This window comes from Mammaliicoccus lentus, assembly GCF_002902755.1.
In the GTDB taxonomy this organism is placed as follows: Bacteria; Bacillota; Bacilli; order Staphylococcales; family Staphylococcaceae; genus Mammaliicoccus; species Mammaliicoccus lentus.
In genome coordinates this window covers 1-23,453 of sequence record NZ_PPRS01000011.1, presented here as the reverse complement: position 1 = coordinate 23,453, position 23,453 = coordinate 1, and the positions used below count along the sequence as shown (strand labels likewise).

The 23,453-nt window shown below is 33.3% G+C and carries 21 protein-coding genes and 2 pseudogenes; 15 read left to right on the top strand and 8 right to left on the bottom strand.

The window, feature by feature from the left end; genetic code table 11:
• Nucleotides 1–19: 19 nt before the first annotated feature.
• The 3 genes from CD135_RS05520 to lhgO are packed head-to-tail and all read left to right on the top strand — an operon-like array spanning nucleotide 20 to nucleotide 3,864.
• Nucleotides 20–1,372, top strand: a complete 1,353-nt coding sequence (locus tag CD135_RS05520) for an FAD-binding oxidoreductase (protein ID WP_256933693.1) — start codon at nucleotides 20–22, stop codon at nucleotides 1,370–1,372.
• On the top strand, nucleotides 1,365–2,651 hold the full coding sequence (locus CD135_RS05515) for a (Fe-S)-binding protein (protein ID WP_016998962.1): 1,287 nt from the start codon (nucleotides 1,365–1,367) through the stop codon (nucleotides 2,649–2,651). The genes CD135_RS05520 and CD135_RS05515 overlap by 8 nt, the downstream gene beginning before the upstream one ends.
• A gap of 10 nt (nucleotides 2,652–2,661) precedes the next feature.
• The gene (gene lhgO, locus CD135_RS05510) at nucleotides 2,662–3,864 is read left to right on the top strand and encodes an L-2-hydroxyglutarate oxidase (RefSeq protein WP_064204402.1); all 1,203 of its coding nucleotides are present in this window, start codon (nucleotides 2,662–2,664) and stop codon (nucleotides 3,862–3,864) included.
• Between the two features lie 57 nt (nucleotides 3,865–3,921).
• On the opposite strand, the gene CD135_RS05505 is transcribed toward lhgO, so the two are convergent.
• Nucleotides 3,922–5,541, bottom strand: coding sequence for a BCCT family transporter (locus CD135_RS05505; protein WP_064211376.1), 1,620 nt, complete (start codon nucleotides 5,539–5,541; stop codon nucleotides 3,922–3,924).
• Nucleotides 5,542–5,946: 405 nt separating this feature from the next.
• On the opposite strand from CD135_RS05505, the gene CD135_RS05500 reads away from it, so the two are divergent.
• Complete coding sequence (locus CD135_RS05500; protein WP_103268968.1) at nucleotides 5,947–7,251, top strand: hypothetical protein; 1,305 nt, start codon at nucleotides 5,947–5,949, stop codon at nucleotides 7,249–7,251.
• Nucleotides 7,252–7,331: 80 nt separating this feature from the next.
• On the opposite strand, the gene CD135_RS05495 is transcribed toward CD135_RS05500, so the two are convergent.
• Both CD135_RS05495 and CD135_RS05490 read right to left on the bottom strand, forming a co-directional pair.
• Entirely contained in the window at nucleotides 7,332–7,724 is a 393-nt protein-coding gene (locus CD135_RS05495; protein ID WP_082892487.1) for a type II toxin-antitoxin system death-on-curing family toxin, read from the bottom strand.
• Nucleotides 7,721–7,963, bottom strand: coding sequence for an AbrB/MazE/SpoVT family DNA-binding domain-containing protein (locus CD135_RS05490; RefSeq protein ID WP_026023607.1), 243 nt, complete (start codon nucleotides 7,961–7,963; stop codon nucleotides 7,721–7,723). The genes CD135_RS05495 and CD135_RS05490 overlap by 4 nt, the downstream gene beginning before the upstream one ends.
• 333 nt (nucleotides 7,964–8,296) lie before the next feature.
• Between CD135_RS05490 and fadH the strand changes: the two genes are divergently transcribed.
• From fadH to CD135_RS05455, 7 genes and pseudogenes are all read left to right on the top strand, one after another.
• Entirely contained in the window at nucleotides 8,297–9,061 is a 765-nt protein-coding gene (fadH, locus tag CD135_RS05485) for a 2,4-dienoyl-CoA reductase (RefSeq protein WP_016999750.1), read from the top strand.
• Between the two features lie 98 nt (nucleotides 9,062–9,159).
• The gene (locus CD135_RS05480) at nucleotides 9,160–9,672 is read left to right on the top strand and encodes a YfiT family bacillithiol transferase (protein WP_016999749.1); all 513 of its coding nucleotides are present in this window, start codon (nucleotides 9,160–9,162) and stop codon (nucleotides 9,670–9,672) included.
• A 248-nt stretch (nucleotides 9,673–9,920) separates the two neighbouring features.
• Complete coding sequence (locus CD135_RS05475; protein ID WP_016999748.1) at nucleotides 9,921–10,460, top strand: helix-turn-helix domain-containing protein; 540 nt, start codon at nucleotides 9,921–9,923, stop codon at nucleotides 10,458–10,460.
• Between the two features lie 19 nt (nucleotides 10,461–10,479).
• Nucleotides 10,480–12,528 (top strand): hydantoinase/oxoprolinase family protein, encoded by a 2,049-nt coding sequence (locus tag CD135_RS05470; protein ID WP_103268967.1) that lies wholly within the window; start codon nucleotides 10,480–10,482, stop codon nucleotides 12,526–12,528.
• Nucleotides 12,518–14,191 carry a hydantoinase B/oxoprolinase family protein gene (locus tag CD135_RS05465; protein ID WP_103268966.1) on the top strand — a complete coding sequence of 558 codons (1,674 nt, stop codon included), beginning with the start codon at nucleotides 12,518–12,520 and terminating at the stop codon, nucleotides 14,189–14,191. The genes CD135_RS05470 and CD135_RS05465 overlap by 11 nt, the downstream gene beginning before the upstream one ends.
• A 20-nt stretch (nucleotides 14,192–14,211) precedes the next feature.
• A complete protein-coding gene (locus CD135_RS05460; RefSeq protein WP_103268965.1) occupies nucleotides 14,212–15,525 on the top strand; it encodes a cytosine permease in 1,314 nt (437 codons plus the stop codon).
• Between the two features lie 50 nt (nucleotides 15,526–15,575).
• Nucleotides 15,576–16,043, top strand: a pseudogene (locus CD135_RS05455) (MFS transporter); the annotation flags it as partial.
• 260 nt (nucleotides 16,044–16,303) lie between these two features.
• Here CD135_RS05455 and trhO read toward each other — a convergent pair.
• Nucleotides 16,304–17,251, bottom strand: coding sequence for an oxygen-dependent tRNA uridine(34) hydroxylase TrhO (trhO, locus tag CD135_RS05450; protein WP_016999734.1), 948 nt, complete (start codon nucleotides 17,249–17,251; stop codon nucleotides 16,304–16,306).
• A 258-nt stretch (nucleotides 17,252–17,509) separates the two neighbouring features.
• Between trhO and CD135_RS05445 the strand changes: the two genes are divergently transcribed.
• The 4 genes and pseudogenes from CD135_RS05445 (at nucleotide 17,510) to CD135_RS05430 (ending at nucleotide 19,253) form a co-directional block, all read left to right on the top strand.
• Complete coding sequence (locus CD135_RS05445) at nucleotides 17,510–17,911, top strand: hypothetical protein (protein WP_103268964.1); 402 nt, start codon at nucleotides 17,510–17,512, stop codon at nucleotides 17,909–17,911.
• 27 nt (nucleotides 17,912–17,938) lie between these two features.
• Nucleotides 17,939–18,115 (top strand): annotated as a pseudogene (locus CD135_RS05440) (type II 3-dehydroquinate dehydratase); the annotation flags it as partial.
• 184 nt (nucleotides 18,116–18,299) lie between these two features.
• Complete coding sequence (locus CD135_RS05435) at nucleotides 18,300–18,755, top strand: MarR family transcriptional regulator (protein ID WP_016999726.1); 456 nt, start codon at nucleotides 18,300–18,302, stop codon at nucleotides 18,753–18,755.
• A gap of 24 nt (nucleotides 18,756–18,779) precedes the next feature.
• Complete coding sequence (locus CD135_RS05430) at nucleotides 18,780–19,253, top strand: peptide-methionine (S)-S-oxide reductase (RefSeq protein ID WP_064204409.1); 474 nt, start codon at nucleotides 18,780–18,782, stop codon at nucleotides 19,251–19,253.
• 70 nt (nucleotides 19,254–19,323) lie between these two features.
• On the opposite strand, the gene CD135_RS05425 is transcribed toward CD135_RS05430, so the two are convergent.
• From CD135_RS05425 to CD135_RS05410, 4 genes are all read right to left on the bottom strand, one after another.
• Nucleotides 19,324–20,400, bottom strand: coding sequence for a phosphomevalonate kinase (locus tag CD135_RS05425; protein ID WP_103268963.1), 1,077 nt, complete (start codon nucleotides 20,398–20,400; stop codon nucleotides 19,324–19,326).
• 12 nt (nucleotides 20,401–20,412) lie between these two features.
• Nucleotides 20,413–21,396, bottom strand: coding sequence for a diphosphomevalonate decarboxylase (gene mvaD / locus CD135_RS05420; RefSeq protein ID WP_103268962.1), 984 nt, complete (start codon nucleotides 21,394–21,396; stop codon nucleotides 20,413–20,415).
• A 5-nt stretch (nucleotides 21,397–21,401) separates the two neighbouring features.
• Entirely contained in the window at nucleotides 21,402–22,325 is a 924-nt protein-coding gene (mvk, locus tag CD135_RS05415; RefSeq protein ID WP_064204411.1) for a mevalonate kinase, read from the bottom strand.
• Nucleotides 22,326–22,439: 114 nt separating this feature from the next.
• Nucleotides 22,440–23,414: an SMP-30/gluconolactonase/LRE family protein gene (locus tag CD135_RS05410; protein WP_064204412.1), complete on the bottom strand. Its 975-nt coding sequence runs from the start codon at nucleotides 23,412–23,414 to the stop codon at nucleotides 22,440–22,442.
• Nucleotides 23,415–23,453: the final 39 nt, after the last annotated feature.

The following is a 23,453-nucleotide window of genomic DNA, read 5'->3' as shown; positions in this document are numbered from 1 at the left end:
TTTCGCGGACAGATTACTTATGGATGTTTCAGATCTTGTTTCTTATGGTTTTGATGCATCGTTCGGTCAATATATGCCGGATTATGTAGTTCAAGTGTTATCTACGGAAGATGTCCAAAATGTAGTGAAATTAGCAGATGAATATATCATTCCTATTTATGCTAGAGGTGCAAGCACAAGTTTGTCAGGGGGAGCTTTGCCAGTTAAAGGTGGTATAGTAGTTGATTTTTCTCAGTGGAATGATGAATTTGAAATATATCCTGATGATTTAATCATAAAGACAAGGCCTGGTGTGATTACAGGAAAAATACATGCTTTAGCAGAAAAGCATAATTTAATGTATCCACCAGATCCTTCTTCTTCAGTGGTATGCACAATTGGTGGTAATTTAGCTGAGAATGCTGGAGGTCCACGTGGTATAAAATATGGTGTAACAAAAGATTATGTTATTGGATTAGAAGTTGTTATGCCAGATGGAGAAGTTATACGCACTGGTGGCCAAACGATTAAAAATGTCACAGGATATGATTTAACAAAATTGTTAATAGGTTCAGAAGGTACACTAGGTATTATTACTGAAGCTACGTTACGCTTAATACCTAAGCCTTTAGCTACAAAAACAGCGATGGTTATATTTGATGATTTATACACAGCAGGAAAGTCTATATCCAAAATATTAACATCAGGTGTCAGACCTTCGAAAATGGAAATTTTAGATCATAATGCATTAAATAAAGTTGAAGACTATGCAGGATTAGATTTGCCTAGAGATGCAGCAGCTATATTATTAATTGAAGTCGATGGTAATCCAGAGAATTTAGGTGATGAATTGGATACTATCAAAAAAGCATTAAAAGAAATAGATGTTGAAAATGTTGAAATTGCTGAATCTAAAGAAGCAGAAGATAAATTATGGCAAGTTAGAAAACTTGTCTCACCTGCAGTAGTTGAAAGTGGTTATACGAAAATTTCAGAAGATGCAACAGTACCATTAAGTAAAATTCCGGAAATGTTTAAGAAAATCGATGAGATTAAAACTAAATATGATTTAAATATCGTTGTATTTGGACATGCAGGTGATGGTAATTTACATCCGACAATTAATACAAATATGCGAGATGAAAATGAAGTACGTAAGACAGAAGATGCTGTGGAAGAAATTTTTAATTATGCGATTGAATTAGGTGGGACGCTCTCGGGGGAACATGGTATTGGCGTCATGAAAAAAGCGTTTATCAAAAAAGAAATGGGTGAAGCGGGGGTACGTTATCAACAAATGATTAAAAAAGCATTAGACCCTAAGAATATTCTTAACCCTGGAAAGATATTTCCTGAAAAGGGAGAAGAAAGGTTAGTGTTGCGAAATGAATAATACATTAGTGGACAAATTAGATTATCAAGCAACGTTTGACTGTGTTCAATGTGGATATTGCTTACCAGTATGTCCAACTTATATAGCTTTTGAAAAGGAGAAACATTCTCCGCGTGGACGTATTAATCTGGTGAAAATGGCTGCTGAAGGTAAGGTCTCAATCGGAGATATGAGTGAAGGTATTGATCTATGCTTAGGTTGTCGAGCATGTGAAACAGTATGTCCAACAAATGTTCAATACGGAGATATATTAATGTCAGCAGTTGAAGTCATAAAAGAAGATAAAAAGATGGGCTTAAGTGAAAAGTTAGCTCGAAATGTAACGTTCAAACATATTTTACCTAAAAAAGGTGTCATTCGAAAAATAAATTATGCATTATATTACTATGAGAAGCTAGGTGCTAAAAACTTAATAAACAAAAATCATCTTTTAGGAAAAGAAACAAAGTATGGTAAGTTAAATTTAGCTTTACCCGATGTGAAAAAAACACGTAAAATCCATGATAATGAAAAAGTAAATAAAACTAAGACACAAACAAAAACACAAGTTGCCTTTTTCCAAGGGTGTATTATGGATGCCTTTTTCTCTAGAATCAATAACTTAGCAATTAAAATTATGAAACAACATGATATAGAAGTTCATGAAGTACCAAATCAAACTTGTTGTGGTGCTTTACAACATCATGCAGGTGAAACAAATGATACTATCGAATTGGCTAAAAAGAATATAGCAGCATATGCCGATACCGATATAGATTATATCGTTAATACGATTGGAGGCTGTGGTGCATCGCTTAAAGAATATGACAAGTTATTTAAAAAAGGCAGCTATTGGCATCAAAGAGCAGTGAAATTTGTTAAAAAAGTAAGGGATATTTCAGAAATAATGGATGATTTATCATTAGAATTTAATTATAAAATGCCATACAAAGCTGTATATCAACCATCTTGTCATTTAGAAAATGTACAAAAAGTATTTAAATCACCAAAAAGCGTCTTAGGTAAGGTACCTGACCTTGATATGGTAGATATGGAAGGACAATCATTATGCTGTGGTTCGGCTGGTATTTATAATATTATACATTTTGATGAATCTATGAAAATTTTGGATGATAAAATGGAATATGTTCAACAAGCAAAGCCTAATATGATTATCACTTCAAATCCCGGTTGTCATATGCAAATGCAATTAGGAGTAGAAAGAGAAGGGTTAAGCAATCAAGTAACTGTCAAACATATAGTTGAAGTCGTAGCAGAAGCATGCGGTATACGTGATTAGGAGGAATTATATGCAAAGGGATGTAATAATTATAGGTGGCGGTATTATAGGTTTTAGTACAGCTTATCATTTGAAACTTCAAAATCCTGACTTGGATGTTCTTTTACTAGAGAAAGAAAATAATCTTGCTGAACATCAAACAGGTCACAATAGTGGCGTTATCCATTCCGGCATTTATTATAAGCCTGGTTCTCATAAAGCAGAATTTAGTAAAAAGGGTTCACAATCTATGATTCATTTCTGCAGAGAATACAATATTCCTTACAATCAATGTGGCAAAGTAATTGTTGCAACTGATGAAAATGAGTTAGATAGACTAAGAGCGCTTTATGAAAGAGGATTACAAAATGGACTTCAAGTGACGTTATTAAATGCTGAAGAAGTAAACCAAATAGAACCTTATGTTCAAACAGTTGGGGGTATAAAAGTTCAAGAAACCGCGATAGTAAACTATAAAAAGGTGACTGAACAATTCAAATTATTATTTGAAGAATTAGGCGGCGAAATCAATTTTAATACTCCAGTTACATCGATAAAAACATCTGAGGATAAAATTGTACTTAATAGTTATGAGCAACAATTCAAATCAAAAAGCATTATAAATTGTGCTGGATTATATAGTGATAAAATTGCTAGGATGAGTGGCGTAAATACAGATATTCAAATTATTCCGTTTAGAGGAGAGTATTATCAACTTAATGAATCTAAAGAGAAGTATGTTCAAACATTAATATATCCTGTTCCAAATCCTGAGTTACCATTTTTAGGCGTGCATTTTACAAATATGATAGATGGCGGGGTAGATGTCGGACCTAATGCTGTATTAGGTCTTAGAAAAGAAGCTTATAAAAAAATTGGATTAGATAAATCAGAAACATTAGAGATTTTAAAATTTCCTGGGTTATATAAGATGGGTATAAAAAATATTAAAGAAGCACTTGGAGAATATTATCGATCATTTAATAAACGTGCTTTCGTTAACAATGCACAAAAACTTATTCCATCGTTAAGAAAGGAAGATATTGAACCGATTGAAGCGGGCGTAAGAGCCCAAGCTATGTTAAGCGATGGAACGTTGCTAGATGATTTTGTGTTTGAGAAAGGTAAGCATTCATTACATGTATTAAATGCACCATCACCAGCAGCAACATGCTCGATTGAAATAGGAAAAGCTATTTCAAAAGAATTTGAACAATTATCGATTTTGAAATAGTTGTTATATAAAAAGCTCTTCACTAGTCTGTATACTAATGAAGAGCTTTTCTTATTATTATCTATCTTGTTTTCTTTCGTTTTTAATTAAGTTTAATAGTTCTTGATCTGAGAGGTTTGCTAGTTTTTGACTTTCTCGGGTTCTTTTTGGCGTTAATGTAAGACCGAGGAATTTACGTTCTCTGTTTGCGTCTTTATAGAAACTAATCATCATAAATATAATAATAACCGAGAACGGCAATGCGGTTATTATGGCGGTGTTCTGTAATGCGTTTAGTCCGTTATCTCCGCCAGTGAATAATAGTATAAACGCGATTAGTGATTGTGCGACACCCCAAACGATTTTTATAAATGAGCTTGGGTTTAATGAACCTCGTGTCGTTAACATTCCTAATACGAATGTTGCAGAGTCTGCTGATGTAATAAAGAATGTTGCGATTAATGCTAGTGTAATAATAGATAGTATTAATCCTAATGGCATTTCATTAAATACACCAAACAATGCTGTTTCTGGTGGCATATCGAAAATTGCTGGATGTTTCTTAGCAGTTTCAATACCTAATACACCAAATACACTGAACCATATGAAACTGATAAGAACAGGTACAAGCATAACGCCACCGATGAATTCACGTACTGTACGTCCTCTTGATACACGTGCTATAAACACCCCAACGAATGGACTCCAACTTATCCACCAAGCTAATTGGAAGAATGTCCAATCAGACATCCAATCTGCTTTTTGTGAATTAAACATACCTGTGTCGAAACTGTTTTGTAGGAATGTTTGTAAGAAGTTACCTGTTGTAGTTGTAAATGCATTTAACATAAGTATTGATGGTCCGATAATAAGTACAGCGATTAATAATAAACCTGCAATACTAATGTTTACGTTACTTAAAATTTGAATTCCTTTATTTAATCCTGACCAAGCACTTGTTAAGAATAAAATCGTTACAATAATAATGATAATAGATTGTACGGCAATATTATTTGGTACGCCGAATAAATAATTTAAACCACCGTTAATTTGTAACGCACCCATACCAAGTGATACGGCTACACCACCGATAGTAGCGATAACAGATAATACGTCAATCACAATACCTAGTGGTCCATCTACATATCTTCCAAATACAGGACGTAATGTTTTTGAAATTAATCCCGGTTCGTCTTTTCTAAATTGGAAATATGCTAATGCTAGAGCTACTACACCATAAACGCCCCATGCATGGAAGCCCCAATCGAAGAATACTGATTGTAACGCTTCTGCATAAGCTGCAGTAGTTTTAGGGTCTGCTTTTGGAGGTGCAGCGAAGTGAGCAATAGGTTCAGCTGCTCCCCAGAATACTAACCCGATCCCCATACCAGCACTGAATAGCATAGCGAACCATGAAACAGTATTAAATTCTGGTTTTTCATGAGGTTTCCCTAATTTTAATTTCCCTATTGGACTTAGCATTAAGAAAATACAAAAGAAAATCATGGCTATTACAACAATCATGTAATACCAGCCAAGTGTTTCAGTTATCCAGGCAGTGGCTTTATCACCAATGTCATTAAATTTAACTGGAAAAACTGCGCCTAGTAAAACGATTATAGCAACGATTACGGAACTGATTGTAAATACTAGTGAATAACCTTTTTTAGGCTTATTTTCGTTCAATTGAGATTCCATAAGTAAAATAAACCTCCTCGTTTATTAGTATTAAAAACAACGCCTTATACTTTAACAAAGATGATTAGAATTTTCAAATTGTATTTTAATAAAATATAAATTAGTAAATATTTACAAAACAAAACAAACGTGTTACTGTTTGGGTATCTACTCAAAGTAGGATTACAAACTCATAAAACTAGGTATTAGAGTACCTATTCCCAAAGATAAGCTGAGGCATTTATAAATGTCTCAGCTTCTTTTTTTATCATCGATTCTCCTAAAACATATCTTTAATAATTTTTAAATATTATGATTTATACATTTCACAACCATTATCTTTGTTACAATAGATGTGAATATTTTCTAATAATTAAAAAAGGGGATGCCTTTTATGAAAAAATATTTTATTTTGGAATTGTATTAGTGTCATCAGTAACAATTGCAGGTTGTAGTATTAGTATAGGTAATGAACCTGAGAATAAAGACTCAAGTAACAATGAACAAAAAAGCGAACAAAAGAATCAAAATGCACAAGATAGTAACAGCAATAATGAAACTTCTAAATCGAATTCAGATAAAGAAGTAACTAACATTTCAGAAACACAAAGTGTTGCGATGACTTTGTTAGAACCTGAAATAGATTCTGAAGTCATAACTGCAGATGAATTATTATCTGGCAGCTATACACAAAAAACTGGATCTGGTGAAGAAATAAAACATTCTGTAGATAAAGTAGGATTATCGGAAAGTCCAGAATTAGGAAAAATGGCGAATAAACCTGATGGTATGAAGTTCTATGGAATGTCACCTTCTAAAGGTAGTTACGCAACAATAGTAGGTATAAATAAAGACCAAGTTGTTTACATATATACCCAATCTCCTATTTCAGATTATAATGATGTGAAAGATAGTGAGGCATTCGCAAGTTTTAATATTGCGGATTTATATAATAATCATAAAGATAACAGTAAAATTTCAGAGCTAGAAAATAAAATTAAATATGGAGAAAGCTTGGAGACAAAGAATGACAGTAGTACATCTCAAGAAGATACGAATAGTGATGAATATTATGCCCAAGTATGGCTGACAGCTTTACCAAGCTATAGAGATTCAGACAATTCTAGCGGCATGAAACCAGAACTAAGCCATGATTCAATAGAAGGCGAATATTTAAATCCATATAACAAAGAGCATACTATCAAATATCCTAAAGGGGTACAACGATTGGCAGGTACGCCTACAGCTGCTGGGCAAGTAGTTTATAAAAATAATAATGATGGTACTATTTCAATTTATGATGTGCCATCACACTTCCATGATAAAAAATGGTTGGAAGATGATGATTGGTCACAAAAAGAATCTGAAAGCATTATAAACAACCCGAAAGTTGTGAAATTATATGATGCATCAGATGAAGAAATAGAAAGAGTAGTAGAAATGTTTGATGGTACAACTAAAGAAGAAAATAAATCCAATGATATGGATGAAGACGATGAAAATGAAGAAGTTACGCGTGACAATGTGATAGATAAAGTAGAATCTTATGAAGGAGAAGAGTTAGATACCGACAAATATACATTTAAAGAACCAGAAAAAAATGATGACGGAGAATGGGGCTTTTCATTCTTAGATAAAGACGGTAACTTAGTAGGTTCTTATATTATTAACGAAGACGGTGTCGTTACAGAATACGATGAAGATGGCGAAGAAGTAGGTTCAGGAGAATAAATTAAAAACACCTTCGTACAATTCATATTAAAATGAATTGTGCAAAGGTGTTTTTCTATGAGAATATTTCTTCAGTAAACTTACTTTATTTTTATGTGCTTTAAGATCCATTGTTCAATATCATCTTCTTGTAGATCATGTGTTGCTATCATAACAGTAAAATCTATAGCTTCTTTTGTATTAACTTCTAACTCATAACCATTTAAGTTTAAAAAGATATTTAAACATATAAATGCGGTTCTTTTATTTCCATTATAAAACACGTGTTTTTTCACGAGATTTCTAAATAAGTTGCTCGCTTTCAACGCAAGTGTTGGATATTGTTCTATACCAAATACATATTGTTTCGGTGCATTTACTAACATATTTAGAGCAGTTGCATCGACTACGCCTATAGGTTCTTTAGGACTATACTTTTGAATAACATAGATATTAAATGTAATAATTTCTTTCTCGGTTAAATATCTAATCATCTATCAACTAACCCTTTGAAGACATCATCATACTTATTGCTAATTTCATCTGCTAATTTCAATATATCATCGTGTTCATTGATTGATTTACTTGGTTTTAACCAAATTTTATTATCTTCTTCAATAAATTCAACTGCATCTCCTTCATGAATGTTAATAGCTTCCATAACATTTTTAGGAATGGTAATTACGCTACTATTCCCTACTTTTCTTATTTTTTTTACATTCAATATCTCCATAATATTCACTCCCAACATAAAAGTATATACATGTATATACTTTTATGTTACCAGTTTTCTTGAACTTTTCAATTATGTCGTATTAATTATTTTTTTAACTTATCTTTTTCTAATGTTTATTTGTGTTTCACTTCGGATATCGACTAAACTAATGGCTCCATTTTATTCTTTTAATTATAGAAGAAGACATTCTTGAGGTTATAAAAGAGTGTCTTCTGTTTTTTAATATACTGCTATAATGAATTACAATTGTTCTTTCTGAAAACATGTTGTACACTTATATGTAAGCGCTTACTATAAGAATTATATTTTGTATTACTAAGGAGAGTATATATGAAAGATAAAGTGATTATTGTAACAGGTGGCAGTAGTGGAATGGGAAAAGGGATGGCGAAAAGATTCGCTGAAGAAGGTGCAAAAGTCGTTATTACAGGCCGTAAATTAGAAAATCTCGAGAAGACAAAGCAAGAGATTGAGCAGTATGAAGGCCAAATCCTTTGTATAGATATGGATGTTAGAGACCCAGAAAGAGTTCAATATACAGTATATGAAACAGTTAAGACTTTTGGGAAAATAGATGGACTAGTTAATAACGCAGCTGGAAACTTTTTATGTGCAGCTGAAGATTTGTCGATTAATGGGTGGAATTCCGTTATAGATATTGTGCTAAATGGCACATGGTATTGTTCTCAAGCTGTAGGCAAAGAATGGATTAAAACTGGGCATAAAGGCCGCATCATCAATATGGTTGCAACATATTCATGGGGTGCAGGTGCTGGTGTTATCCATTCGGCCAGCGCAAAAGCAGGTGTGCTCGCTATGACAAGAACACTTGCAGTGGAATGGGGAACTAAATATGGCATCACAGTAAATGCAATTGCACCGGGTCCTATTGAAAATACAGGTGGCTCTAAAAAGTTATCACTTTCAGAAGAAGCACGACAACAATCACTGAATAGTGTACCTTTAAAAAGATTTGGGCAAACTGAAGAAATTGCTGGATTAGCACGTTATATTTTTTCTGATGAAGCGGGTTATATAAATGGAGCTTGTATGACGATGGATGGCGGACAGTGGCTAAATAAAAATCCATTTTAATATGGTTCTATTTATGACACTACGTTTAAATTCTTTAAAATAGAGAATATTAGTAGTGTAATCAAAATGTTTCATATAAAAAGAGAAAGGTGATAAAGATGGATGCAAGGTTTCCAATAGGTGAACTACAGTTTCCAGAACATGTAACATTTGATCATATCCAACAATGGCTGGATGAAATCGGGAATTATTCAAATCGCTTAAGAGAAACGGTAGACGAATTAGACCCTTCAGAATTGAACAAGAAATACAGAGAAGGCAGTTGGACAGTAAGACAACTTGTGCATCATATAGCAGATTCACAGTTGAATATGTATCAACGTTTAAAACTCGCATTAACAGATGATAGAAAGCCAACTGTACCAGCGTTTGACCAACAAAAATGGATAGAAACGCCAGACAATGAATTACCAGTCGAATGTTCAATTAGAATGCTTGAAGGAATGAATGAACGTATTGTAGCAATTGGTAGAAACTTAAGTGAAGAACAATTGAAACGTAAATTTACGCATGAAGATGACGGAGAAACTTCAGTAGCATTTAAAGTAGCGAAATTATCATGGCATGAAGAACACCATTTAGCGCATATTAAATTAGCGTTATCACAATAAATGAAGAAATATAGCAGGCTGGTACAGTTATGTCCTGGCCTGTTCAATAGAAGCTTCAGAATTATTTCAGTGGAAATCATCAGAAGAAGTTATTGAAAATAATATAAATAAAACTAGTCACAGACGGTCTATTTAACCTATGTGGCTAGTTTTTTTATTTAGAATTTTCCGAAAATTCTTTTTATTAAGTATTATTTGTGTTATATTGTTCTGAATTACACTAATACTGTAAAAGGGAGGTTATTTTTATGGAAGAAATCGGGAGTATGATTAAGTATTTTAGAATGAAAGAGGAATTAACACTTAAACAAATGAGTAGTCAAACCGGCTTATCTACAAGTTTTTTATCACAAGTAGAGCGAGGGGAGTCTTCTATAGCGATTACTTCTTTGAATAAAATAGCGGATGCTTTGAATGTTGATATTACTTCATTTTTTAAACCTAAAATTGAAACGAATTTTCATGTTATTCCAGATGAAATTGATTCATTTAAGATAAATAGATCTCATCAAAATTTCAAACGTGTTTCTAGTGATTTTGAAAATAGAAAATTAGAGAATTTTATTATTACTATTTATCCAGATGATTGTAGTGAAGTTTCTAGACATGATGGTGAAGAAATGTATTACATTATCGAGGGTGAATTAACGTTTTATCTTGATGATGTTAAGCATATTGTACATGAGGGTGAGATTATTCATTATCCTTCCAGTTTGAATCATTATTATATTAATGAATCTCAAAATCCTGCAGTTATATTAAGTGTAGTTACACCTAAAATATTTTAAATTTGAAAGGAGAATGGAAATGAGAGTTGCAACAGATATTGGCGGTACTTTTACAGATTTGGTTGCATTAGATAACGATGGAAATATTATCGTAGGTAAAGCAGATACAACTCCTAAAAATTTTGAGGCTGGGATATTCAATGTGCTTGAACAAGCTAAAATTAATTTAAAAGACATTGACATGTTTATTCATGGAACAACTATTGTTATTAATGCTTTAACTGAAAAGAAAGGTGTTAAAACTGGTCTTATAACGACTAAAGGTTTTAGAGATGTGTTAGAAATTGCACGTGGTAATAGACCAGATTTATTTAATGTTAGATATAAAAAACCAACTCCAATTGTTGAAAGGCATCTTCGCCGTGAAGTTACGGAACGTCTGAATTATAAAGGTGAAGTTATACAAGAGTTGAATGTTGAGGAAATTGATGAAATTATTCATTATTTTAAGGAAGAAAATGTTGAAGTTATAGCTATTTCATTATTACATAGTTATCTAAATAATGAACATGAAAAGAAAATAGCTCAGTATATTAATAAAAAATACCCTGAATTTTTAACTACTTATTCTACTGAATTGAATAATGAATGGAGAGAATACGAACGTGCCTCTACAGCGGTGTTGAATGCTTATGTTAAACCAATTGCTAATGAGTATTTATCTAATTTAGAGAAAAATATTATAGAGAATAGTTCAAGTAGCAGAAATTATGTAATGCAATCAAACGGTGGAACAAGCACTTTTGATCACGCTAAAATAGCGCCTATAAATATGGTAGAGTCTGGTCCAGTTTCAGGTATATTTGGTGCCGCTGTGTTAGGAGAAATGATTGGAGAGAATAATTTAATTGTTTTAGATATAGGTGGTACAACAGCGAAATGTTCATTGATTGAAAACAGTAACGTTAAAGTTACAACTGATTATCATTTGGAAAGAACGAATAATTATGCTGGTTACCCTATGAAAGTACCTGTAGTAGATATTGTTGAAATTGGAAATGGTGGAGGATCTATAGCTTGGTTTGATGAAGGTGGATCTATTAAAGTTGGCCCGAAATCTGCTGGAGCTGAACCTGGACCGATAGCATATGGAAAAGGTGGAATAGAACCAACTACTACTGATGCAAACTTGTTATTAGGAAGGTTAAATATTTCTAATTTTGATACAGATACTAAAATTGAAGAGGTCAAAAAACAATTTCACGAATCAATTACTGATCATTTGGATGTAGAACTAGATGAAGCAGCTATGGGAATTGTTAAAATAGCGAATTCAAACATGCTAAATGCATTAAAGTTAATATCTGTTAGAAAGGGTTATGATCCACGTGATTTCACGATGGTTGCTATAGGTGGAGGAGGACCTATGCATTCTCAAGACTTAGCTCGTGAATTAGGCGTGAAGAAAGTAATAGTTCCCTCTACTTCAAGTGTGTTTGCTTCATGGGGGATGTTAATGTCTGATTTAAGACATGATTATGCTCAAACACATCTTACTAATACTAAAGATTTAAATTACAAAGAAATTAACAATAAATTTGTGGAATTAGTTGATGAAGCAGTTAGTACTTTGAAAAATGAAGATGTAAATAATCAACAAATAGTAGTTACAAAGTTAATGGACTTGAGATATGAAGGGCAAGACCATCCTGTAGAAGTAACAGTGCCATTTGATAAAGTGGATGAAAATAATCTTAATGATATAATCCAAGCATTTCATAAAAAGCACGAACAATTATATACTTATGCACTTGAGGAAAATGGAACTGAAATAGTGAATTTAAAAGTTAGTGTAATAGGTAAAATTGAAAAACCAACAATTAAAGAGATTACTGTACCCAAAGGAGATTCAGTGAAAGAGGAGCGTCAAGTCTATTTTGAGAATGAGGGATGGAAAAAGGTAAAAGTTTATGATAGAGATTATTTAGCAATCGGAGAAAAAATTGAAGGTCCAGCAATTATTGAAGAAAAGTCTACAACAATACCGATTAACTCTAAAGATGCAGTCACTAAAGATTCATATGGAAACTTGATTATTCATATTGGAGGAGATAATTATGAGTTATAAAACTGATCCATTCACATATGAAGTGATAAAAGATTCTTTAATTTCTACTGGTGAAGAAATGTTCATAGCTTTAGCAAGAACTTCAATGAGTCCAATTATATACGAGGTGTTAGATTACGCATGTGGTTTAACTAATAAAAAAGGAGAGCTTGTAACACTTGGTAATGGCGTTACAGGTTTTATAGGTATGTTATCTTTCATGGTAAAAGAAACCTTGAAAACGTATGGAGATGACATTAATGAAGGAGATGTATTTTTAATTAATGATCCATACGAAGGCGGAGGTTCACATTTGTGTGATGTAGGACTTGTTTTACCAATTTTCCAAGATGGTGAACTGGTTGCATTTGTTGCTAATAAAGCACATTGGACAGAAGTAGGTGGAAAAGATACAGGTTCAATGTCTACTAATTCTACTGATGTATATCAAGAGGGACTTCAATTTCCATGCGTGAAATTATATGACAAAGGTGCAGAAAACAAGGCGTTAGTTAAAGTGATTGAATCAAATGTTCGTTTTCCTGAGTTATCAATTGGTGACATGAGAGCGCAAATTGCTTCGCTTAAAACAGGTGAAAAACGTATTCAAGGTTTATGTAAAAAATATACAACGCAATCTATTCTTGAAAGTATGGAGCGATTTTTGGATCAAGGTGAAAAATCTACATTAAATGAAATATCAAAATTACCTCAAGGAATTTATGAAATTGATGAATTAATTGATGATGATGGTATTTCAGATGAACAAATACCAATTAAATTAAAATTAACTATCACAAAAGATGAATTTATTTGTGATTTTAGAGGGTCCTCTAAACAAGTACAAGGTCCAATTAATAGTTCTTATACAGGACTAGTATCGGCAGTTAGGACAATCTTTTTAGCAATTACAAATCCATCCCAAGAAGTAAATGATGGAGCTTTTAGACCATTAAAAATTATTACAGATAAAGGTTCAATCATTTCAGCTCAACGTCCTGCACCAGTTTCTATGTATTGGGAGTCTATGCTATATGGCTCAGAAACAATTTGGAAAGCATTAGCACCAGTTATTCCTGACAGATTAACGGCGGGTCATTTACTGTCTGTATGTGTTGTAATAATGGGAGGAAAACATCCAGATAAGGATGGAAACTTCCTCATTGTTGAACCATCCGTAGGGGGATGGGGTGCTTCTAATAGTTTTGATGGAGATACTGGTCAATTTTGTGTGTCAGATGGAGAAACATTCAATGTACCTGTTGAAATTGCAGAAATTACTTATGGCGTCCAAGTGGAAGAATATAGTATGAGAACAGATGGTAGAGGTGCAGGTGAGTATCGAGGAGGTCCTGGTGTTATTCGAACTTATAAAGCATTAACTGATGGACAATTCTTTACAGGTAGTTTTGGGCATCATAAACAAAACACTTGGGGAGCTGATGGTGGACATGAAGGATCAAATAATGAATTTTTAATAGAGAAATCAAATGGTGAATTAGATGGGCCATTTGGTAAGTATAATCAGTATCCATTAAATAAAGGAGATAAAGTAATATTAAGAACAGCAACCGGTGGAGGGTTTGGCGATCCACATAAAAGAGCTAAAAAGTTGATAGAAAAAGATATCAAAAATGAATATATAACTCTGCAGCAAGCAAAAGAAATTTACAATTATAAATAAGTCATTAATGGAGGGAATCTATGAGTGAAAATAATAGTTTTTCTAAAGCGGATAATCCTTTAGAAAGTGTTCCAAAGTCTCAACGACAACATTGGTCCACTCCTGCAGTCATTTTTGGAGGTTTAGAGTTTACAATACCTGTTCTTATGGTAGGAGCTTCATTAGCGGGATCGTTTAAATTGATTCATGTTGTATGGATTACACTGTTGGCAATGGTTGTATTTCAGTGGATAGGAAATACCATTAGCGGATATATAGGTGCTAAAACAGGAAGACCATCGTCAGTCATAGCAAAGAATAGTTTTGGTGATGTACAAGCAAGGTTAATAGCAGGTGGAACTATATTTATAGTCTCTTTAGGGTGGTGGGCTTTACAAACAGCAGTAGCTGGTAACGCTATATCAGCAATGTTTGGTGTCAATTACCAAAAAGATTGGTTTCTTTGGGCAATTATTACGATTATAGCAGGCCTATTATTTGCCATCCCTTCAATTATTGGCTATCAATCAATGAAGTGGACGGATTACATTGCTGTACCTGCAGGTTTATTATTAGTTATAGGAGGTATATACTTTGCACTAAGCAATACAGGGTTACATAATCTATTAAGCTGGCAACCAAAGCCTCAAATGACAGTGATGGCTGCAATTAGTTTAATAATTGGTGTAAACGTATCGCAATGGGTCATAGCAGCAGACTATACAAGGTACGCAAAGCCTACTTGGAAAGATAATATTTTAATACCATTAGGTATAGTAGCTGTCGGTGTCCCCTTGTTTATAGTTGGGGCGGTAATGTCAGTAGGTGTTGGTGACCCTGATATAGTACAAGTAATGATGGGGTTAGGTTTTCCTGTTTGGGGATTTTTAATCTTATGGTTCGCTACATGGACAAGTCAACTTGTGAATAATTACAGTATGGGATTGGCGTTTGCAAATTTACTTAATGTTAGCTCACATAAAGGTAGACAATTATTAACTTTATTAGGTACATTAATAGCTATAGCAATTGCAATAGCAGGAATTTTGCAATATTTCACGGACTTTTTAAATTTCACAGCTATTGTTTATCCTGCTATCGCTGGAGTTATGTTTATTGATTTTTTTGCTATTCGTAATCGAGAATGGGAAAGTATTAATGGCTGGAATATCATAGCTACAATAGCCATGATAATAGGTATGCTTGTTGGTTATTACACTCAATATATCCATCAAATGGGTTTACCGGCAATTCAATCTTTAGTCGTTACGATGATTGCATATTACATTTTAATGCGTATAAAAGCTTCAGTTAAACCGGATGCTTTTACACCTGAAAAGTGGAAGAAGTCTTAAAAATATATTGATATATTAATTAAAATAAATGCTTATATACTCATGTATTTACAGTCCAATATGGATTTGCTAATGCAGGTATATACTTGACGATCCAAGCAATTGCTGTTGTGTTATCAAGATTTTATTTAAGAAAATTTATACAATCTGATGGATTGTGGCATCCAAAGTTTATGTTAAAAGTATTAGGTATTCTAATGTTAGCAGCTATCATTGTTGCTTTTGGACTATACATATACATAGGAGTATTTTATGGTAGTGCAATCTTAATCGGTATTGCCCAGGCAATGATTTATCCAACTTTAACATCATACTTAAGTTTCGTCTTACCACGAGCAGGTAGAAATATGTTGTTAGGCTTATTTATCGCTTGTGCCGACTTAGGTGTGTCGTTAGGTGGTGCTATGATGGGTCCAATATCTGATTTAGTAGGCTTTAAATGGATGTATTTAATATGTGGCATGCTCGTCTTAATAATAATGGTTTATAGTAGTAGGAATAGAAAAGCAGCATATTAAATGATAATAAAACGGAACAGCCCGAGACAATGATTGACGTCCCGGACTGTTTTGTTTGTGTTAATAAAGTAGCAAATCTTGCAAAACGAGGTGCACGAGCAACATAACAATCTCCTTATTGACACGTTTAGTAAGAAAAGGCAACAAGACCATCGTTATTGACAGAAGAACGTACAACATAAGTCTCCAGTCTATTACTGCCAATACAAAGAAAGAGTTCGAGACATTAACCAATGTCCCGAACTCTTTATCATTATATTTTAAACTAGTTCTTTAAAGTTTTCTAAGCGCTTTTCTTTTTCTTCGTCGCTAATGTTATGTGCTTTAACATAGCGGTTGTTTTCTTTGCTTGCACATTCGTGTGAGCATGCGCCAAGATATTTCGCTTCATTTTCTTCTGTAACTAAGAATTGTCTGTTACATTCTGGATTGCTACAGTTGATGTATCTTTCGCAAGGTGTACCATCGAACCATTCTTTTCCGACTACTGTTTTTTCTACTTGGTTTACGTCTACGCTAATACGCTCATCGAATACGTACATTTTTCCGTCCCAATATTCGCCTTTAGTTTCTGGATCTTTACCGTAAGTAGCGATGCCACCCTCTAATTGTGCAACATCTTCAAATCCTTCTTTTAATAGGAAACCTGAGAATTTTTCACAACGAATACCGCCTGTACAGTACGTGACAATTTTTTTGTCCATGAATTTTTCTTTATTCTCTTTAATCCAGTCTGGTAAGTCTCTGAATCTTGTGATGTTAGGACGAATTGCGCCACGGAAATGACCTAAGTCATATTCATAGTCATTTCTTGCATCAATTACTATTGTGTCGTCAGATAATAAAGCTTCTTTAAATTCTTTTGGTGATAAATATTCACCAGTTAATTGTTTAGGGTTAACGTCTTCTTCTAAGTCTAATGCAACAATTTCTGGTCTGGGACGAACGTGCATTTTTTTGAAAGTATGCCCTTCAGCTTCATCTATTTTAAATACGATATCTTTGAAGCGTTCATCAGCTTTCATATGTTCCATGTATTGATCAGTTGCTTCTTTAGTACCTGATAAAGTCCCGTTAATACCTTCGTTTGCAACTAAAATACGGCCTTTCAATTCTAAGTCTTTACAAAAATCTAAATGCTCTGCTGAAAAAGTTTCAGGGTCATCGATTGTTGTGTATTTATAAAATAATAATACTCTGTAATCCATTTTCATTCTCCTCTTATATTTTAAATAGTATTATGTGTAAAATTTTTAAGTGTTTATAATTTGTAGTTGTCCCTTTTAAATGAGGGCATATTTTATCCTCATTATATTGTATCAAAAAAGTTGCATATTTCAATTGTTTAATTTTGTAAAATGTTATGAAAGGAGTTTTATTGTAATGATTTATAAGTTGTTCTACAATAATTTTGTGTACTTATGTGTAAATTAACAAATAAAATCACTTATAAAAGGAGGGATACAGTGAGAGATTTAGTTCATAAGATAAGTAAGTATTTTTCCAGTTTGATGACATTACATACTGAACGATTGAATTTGAAAAAAGGTATTAGACAAGGTTTGTTAATTGCTGTTCCCATCTTGATTGGTTATTTATTAGGTAGAACAGATTTAGGATTACTTGTAGCAACAGGAACATTAGCTCATATATATGCGATTAAAGGGACGTTCAAGTCGAAAGTACAAACTGTACTCGTATCTGCAATATTGCTATCTATTTGTATGTTTTTAGGTACTTTGACAGTTTGTAACCAACTTCTATTTGGTATATTGCTCGTCCTGATTTCGACTTTGGTCTTTTATGTTTTTGTTTCTTTAAAAATACCAGGACCAGCTTCTACATTTTATATTGTGCTATTTGCATAACCTATGAATTTACCGATAGAGCCAAGTGATGCATTAGCCATATTAGAATGTCCAGTTGTAGAAATTCATATGTCTAATATTCATTCACGTGAATCATTTAGACATCATTCAGTCTTTGCAGATATCGTTACAGGTCAAATGACTGGATTCGGAGTGGAAAGTTATTTACTTGGTTTAAGAGCTGCTTATTCAGCTATAAAATAATATGTAAGTTGAAGAGGTTAAGGTGCCCATGTTGTTGATATTATTTCACACATGTGAGGTTCTTTAACCTCTTTTTTCTATATTTTAATGGTGTTTAACCAAATGTTTAGGTATTTATAGTAAAATAAAAATAAGATATACAAAACATTGGAATGGAAAATGATAATCAAGGAGTTTTTGCAATATGGAGAATCGACAAGTACAGAGCATATATGTCAATCTTATAAAAGCTTCTCAAAACGTCCAAAAGGGGCTTTTTGAAATATGTAGAGAAGAAAATATTAAAGTTAATGATTTTTTAGTATTAGGAGCTTTATATCAATGGGGCGCACAATCTATCTTATCAATTAGTAAAAACGTATTAATTAAAAGTGGCAGTATGACCTATATTATTGATAAGCTTGAGAAGAAAGAATTGATTTATCGAACGCCGTCTAAAGAAGATAGACGTGTTATTTTAATTGATTTAACAGAAGAAGGCTATAAACAAGCAGAAAAATTGTATAACGCTGAATTAGAAATGTTCGCTCGTATGTTTGAAAAAGCGAGTAAAAAGACTTTAGATAATGCACCTAGCGAATTGAGAGAATTAAGAGATGTTTCAGATGCGTTCGTTGAGGAAAATGGATTTAAATACTAATTTTTAATTAAGAAAGGATTAGTTATGGAAACTGTATATATAGCAGGTGGTTGTCTATGGGGCGTAGAAGCTTTCTTTAAAACTTTGCCAGGTGTCATAGATACAGAAGCTGGTAGAGCGAATGGAGAGAGTCATACATTAGAGGGTCCGTATGATGGTTATGCTGAATGTGTGAAAGTTATTTATAATCCTGAAATTGTATCTATTAATGATTTAATGCATTATTTATTTGAAATTATTGATCCATATAGTGTTAATAAACAAGGGCAAGATGAAGGATTAAAGTATAGAACAGGTCTATATAGTACTGAACAAGCACATCTAGAAGAAGCTAGAGCGTTTATAAGTAGTCGAGATGATGCCAGTCAAATAGCTGTAGAAATTAAGTTATTAACTAACTACATAAAAAGCGCTCCAGAACATCAAGATAGATTAACTAAATACCCAAACGACTACTGTCATATACCTAAGGCATTGTTAAAAAAGTATCAAAATTAATATAAAACGCCACATAAAAAATGAATTTATTTCATTTTTTATGTGGCGTTTTTAGTTTTAAAAACTTTAGTTATTGTCCGTGATATATATTAAATAATAACGGTTTGATACAATTTTTTGTCCATTCGTCGCATATTTTTTGTTTGTTAATATTATTTTCTACTATTGTAATACCGCAATCTCCACCGCCAGCGCCAGACGTTTTACTTGCGCCACCAAATTTCTCACCAATATCACATAGTTTCTTAAGGTGTGTTGTTTCTATATCAATTGTAGCAAGTGAATCTAATTTTTGGATGATTTTTCGATTTTGTCGAATCATCTCCTGCACGCCTTGTATATAATTTGTCTTAAATGAATGGATGAGCTGTTCTACATACATTTGAGATTTTTCTAAAAATTGACTGTAGAATATAGGATCTGCTTTTAAACGTTTCACTTCACTTACTAAGTGGTGTGAAGAAGCGGGCGACCCAGTCCAACCGATTAATACTTCCATACGTTCAGGGGCTTGTAACGGTTCTATATGAAGGCCAGGCCAATTTTTCTTAAGTACTTCATTGACTGATGTAGCTTCGATTTGTTCTTTTACCCATACATGATCAAAAGTACTATAAACTAACCAACCTGTGTATACACTGACGGCGATATCACCACAAGAACTTAAACTTTGTAATTTCATGTTTGCGATAACAGCGAGTTTATAAATGTATAGATTAGATAATTGTAAGTTATAAAATTCATTCAAAGCTTTGACTACAGAGACTAATACAGCAGCACTTGATCCAATTCCATATTTATGACCATTTGCATCGTCTAAATTACTATCAATTGTAATATTGAATGGTCTCATTGGTATATTGAAACTTTTCGCGTATTGTTCAAAGACTTCGATTGCTTGTGTAATATATTTTAATTGTTCAGCAGCATCAGTATCTGAAACAATAATATTATCTTCAGCTCTTATAAATGTTACAGGCTCATGATGCAAGGTTTTGGAATGTATTAACCCTGTATTTCCATTTGTATCTTCTATTGTGGCTGTAACAAAACGATCTACTGCTATTAGTACGGATTTGTATCCAGGTTCAGTCACTGCGTATTCTCCAGCAATGTATAATTTTCCTGGGGCTTTCACTTGAATCATTTTATCTCTTCCTTATTCTAAAATTTCAATTCCTGTGTGCGTGATATCACTCGCAATTATTTGTTCTTCTTTAAAATGTTGAAGTAATGCATTTAAAATGTATTGCTGATTTTTCTTCTCTGTTAGAATTTTCACATTCGGCCCCGCGTCCATTGTAAAGTAACAAGGGTATCCGGCTTCGCGACATTGGTGAACAATTTCCATCACGAGATAACTATCAGGTACTAAATATGTGAAAGGCGGCTGAGCACCTAAATTGGTAGCATGCATGCGTAAACCATTTTCTTCTATAACTTCACCTAAATGTTTAAAGTCTTTGTTGTTAATTGCTTCTTTTACAGATTGAATATCTTCATCAACATGATCTAACCAATATTGATAAAAGCGGGAAGTCTGTCTTGTATGAGACATACCAGAACGGCTAGAAACCTTCTTAGATTTATCATTAATTACGACAAAAACCATAGAGAGTTCATTTTCCCAGTCATTTGCATCGATAGCGTGAGCATAAGACGTTTCATCATCATGTCCCTTTTCCCATTCTGCAAATCCACCAAAAATACTTCTAGATGCTGAGCCTGAACCTCTACGAGCTAGTCTAGATAAATCTTTCTTAGACATGTTTAATTGTAAGGCTTCATTACATGCTGCCGATAATGCTGCATATGCACTTGCTGACGAAGCAAGTCCAGCGGCTGTTGGTACATAATTTATACTTTCGATATATGCATACATGGAGGTTTGGCTTCGTTCTCTAACGAGGTCCATAAAGCGGTAAATTTTCTTAGCTTCGTCATCACTCACTTCTTCTCCATTCAATATTAATGTATCTTTAGTATATTCTGGATTGAAAGTGACTTTCGTATCCGTGTAAAAACGGTCTAGTGTGACCGATAAACTATTATTCATTGGAAGAATTAAATCTTCGTCTGCTTTACCCCAATATTTTATTAAAGCAATATTAGTATGGGCACGCGCTTTACCACAGTTGTTCAATCTGATTAACCTCCTAAATATTCAATCCAAGTATGGTGTGCACCAAATTCAAGAGCACTGGCTGATATTTTTTCAGCAGTTCCAAGATCTTGAGCTAATACAATCATACTGCCTCCACGACCACCGCCAGTTAATTTCCCAGCAATAGCACCTTGATTTTGACTTAATTCAAGAAGTGCTTCTATTTGATCATGACTAACAGTAAGTTTGCGTAAGTTTTCTTGAGAAAGCTTAAAAATATGCGCTAATTGATTGAAGTCATTATTGTTGATTGCTTGATTCGCTTCGTGCACAAGCACGCCAATATGTTCTACATATTGCATATATTCTTGACTATTATCACATAAACGGTGAACATCTTCTACTGCCTTTTTAGTAGAACCTCTTACACCAGTATCAATTACAACCATATATCCTTCTATAGCTAAAGGTTTTAAAGTCGTTACTTCACCTTGTTGGAACCATACGGGCTTATTCGAAACAATGGTTTGTGTGTCTATACCACTAGGTTTACCATGTGCAATTTTTTCTGCCCAATTTGCTTCTTCAATGAGTTTTTCATCAGAAAGAGGCTTGTTTAAATAATTATAACTTGCTCTTATAAAAGCTATTGCCATCGCTGCACTAGAACCTAGACCTCTAGACGGCGGTAAGTTTGTTTCAAATGTAACATTAATAGGTTGGGGTATTTCATATTTATTAATGAAACGGGTTACAACTAATTTAATATGTTCAGGTGCTTCATCTAGAAACCCTTCGTATACATCACTATTAATAAAAGAACGTTCATTTTCTTTCAATGATGTTATCGTTGCTTTAACTACACCAGATTTAAAGGGAATAGCAATTGCAGGTTGTCCAAATGTTACAGCGTGTTCTCCTATTAAAATAACTTTCCCATTTGCTTCCCCGTATCCTGTTTGTGTCATACTTCAATCACCTTTAGCACTTTCAAATTTTTTTCATTTTTAATAACACTTTACCATTATAAAACTACTGTCAAATATATTCAAAGACCTTACCTTAAAATTTCCATTTATTCATTAATGAAATTGGTAACTATTATGACCTTTTGCAAATCCTTTTGCTGTAAACAACCAAGAATCTCCGCCACTTTCAATATCATTAGCACAAATGATTAATTGGTTTGTACCAGGAATAAAGGCAGGGTGGGTAGACCTTAACATGTGACCTTCGTCACGTCCGGGCATTAAAATTTGTCCAATTGGATAGCCTCGCTTATTAAATACAAGCACTCTACCTTGACCGTACATTGCTACGTAAAGATTGTCGTCACTATCAATACAGCATGAGTCCGGACCTTCGTGACCCGTAAAGTGATAAGGTATAGAAGCACCAAATGGCTCAATTGTTACACCATCTTCTTCTAATGAAATGCGATGTAATCTATTGGCATTCGTTTCAGTAACCCATAGTACACGCTCATCTGTACTTAAAGCTATACCATTAGCGACAGAAATATTTTGAATGATTGGTGTGATTGATTGATGATCGGGCGATACATAATATACGCCACCCAGAGGATTTGTTGAATAACCTCTAAAATCAGTGAAGTAAAATCCACCTTTACTATCAAATACTAAATCATCTACACAATATTCAGTGTCTATATCTGAAACTATACTTTGAGGGTTTTTGCCATCAGAGTCAACTGAAATAATGCCGCCGGAATCTTTAAAATTCCCTAAATAACATAAATATAAACGACCATCTTTATGAATTTTTACAGCAGCAGGGTTTGTTTTTTCAGATTGAAAGACTGTATTTACTTTCTTCTCGGGTAAATCAACGCGAAATATTTTTCCACCAAAAACTTCACACAAAAATAAATTATGGTCTCTGTCGAAACATAAACCTTCAAGTTGAAGTCCTTCGTCTGAAATTTTTAACCATGGTTCAGCTGTAACTGTTTGTAAATTTTGTTCACCTGAAAGGAGTGGTACTGCACTTTTAGAAGCTTCTGTATAGTAAAGAGTTGGAATTTCTTTATGAGTCATAACACATTCTCCTTTATCGTTATATTATTCATTTAAATC

Coding starts and splice junctions, on each gene's coding strand:
- CD135_RS05470 (WP_103268967.1), top strand. CDS start 10,480: ATGAGAGTTGCAACAGATATTGGCGGTACTTTTACAGATTTGGTTGCA.
- CD135_RS05490 (WP_026023607.1), bottom strand. CDS start 7,963: ATGGAGATATTGAATGTAAAAAAAATAAGAAAAGTAGGGAATAGTAGC.
- CD135_RS05465 (WP_103268966.1), top strand. CDS start 12,518: ATGAGTTATAAAACTGATCCATTCACATATGAAGTGATAAAAGATTCT.
- CD135_RS05515 (WP_016998962.1), top strand. CDS start 1,365: ATGAATAATACATTAGTGGACAAATTAGATTATCAAGCAACGTTTGAC.
- CD135_RS05495 (WP_082892487.1), bottom strand. CDS start 7,724: ATGATTAGATATTTAACCGAGAAAGAAATTATTACATTTAATATCTAT.
- trhO (WP_016999734.1), bottom strand. CDS start 17,251: ATGGATTACAGAGTATTATTATTTTATAAATACACAACAATCGATGAC.
- CD135_RS05425 (WP_103268963.1), bottom strand. CDS start 20,400: ATGATTCAAGTGAAAGCCCCAGGAAAATTATACATTGCTGGAGAATAC.
- CD135_RS05430 (WP_064204409.1), top strand. CDS start 18,780: ATGGAAACTGTATATATAGCAGGTGGTTGTCTATGGGGCGTAGAAGCT.
- CD135_RS05520 (WP_256933693.1), top strand. CDS start 20: ATGGATGTTTCAGATCTTGTTTCTTATGGTTTTGATGCATCGTTCGGT.
- mvk (WP_064204411.1), bottom strand. CDS start 22,325: ATGACACAAACAGGATACGGGGAAGCAAATGGGAAAGTTATTTTAATA.
- CD135_RS05410 (WP_064204412.1), bottom strand. CDS start 23,414: ATGACTCATAAAGAAATTCCAACTCTTTACTATACAGAAGCTTCTAAA.
- CD135_RS05480 (WP_016999749.1), top strand. CDS start 9,160: ATGGATGCAAGGTTTCCAATAGGTGAACTACAGTTTCCAGAACATGTA.
- CD135_RS05505 (WP_064211376.1), bottom strand. CDS start 5,541: ATGGAATCTCAATTGAACGAAAATAAGCCTAAAAAAGGTTATTCACTA.
- lhgO (WP_064204402.1), top strand. CDS start 2,662: ATGCAAAGGGATGTAATAATTATAGGTGGCGGTATTATAGGTTTTAGT.
- CD135_RS05435 (WP_016999726.1), top strand. CDS start 18,300: ATGGAGAATCGACAAGTACAGAGCATATATGTCAATCTTATAAAAGCT.
- CD135_RS05460 (WP_103268965.1), top strand. CDS start 14,212: ATGAGTGAAAATAATAGTTTTTCTAAAGCGGATAATCCTTTAGAAAGT.
- CD135_RS05475 (WP_016999748.1), top strand. CDS start 9,921: ATGGAAGAAATCGGGAGTATGATTAAGTATTTTAGAATGAAAGAGGAA.
- fadH (WP_016999750.1), top strand. CDS start 8,297: ATGAAAGATAAAGTGATTATTGTAACAGGTGGCAGTAGTGGAATGGGA.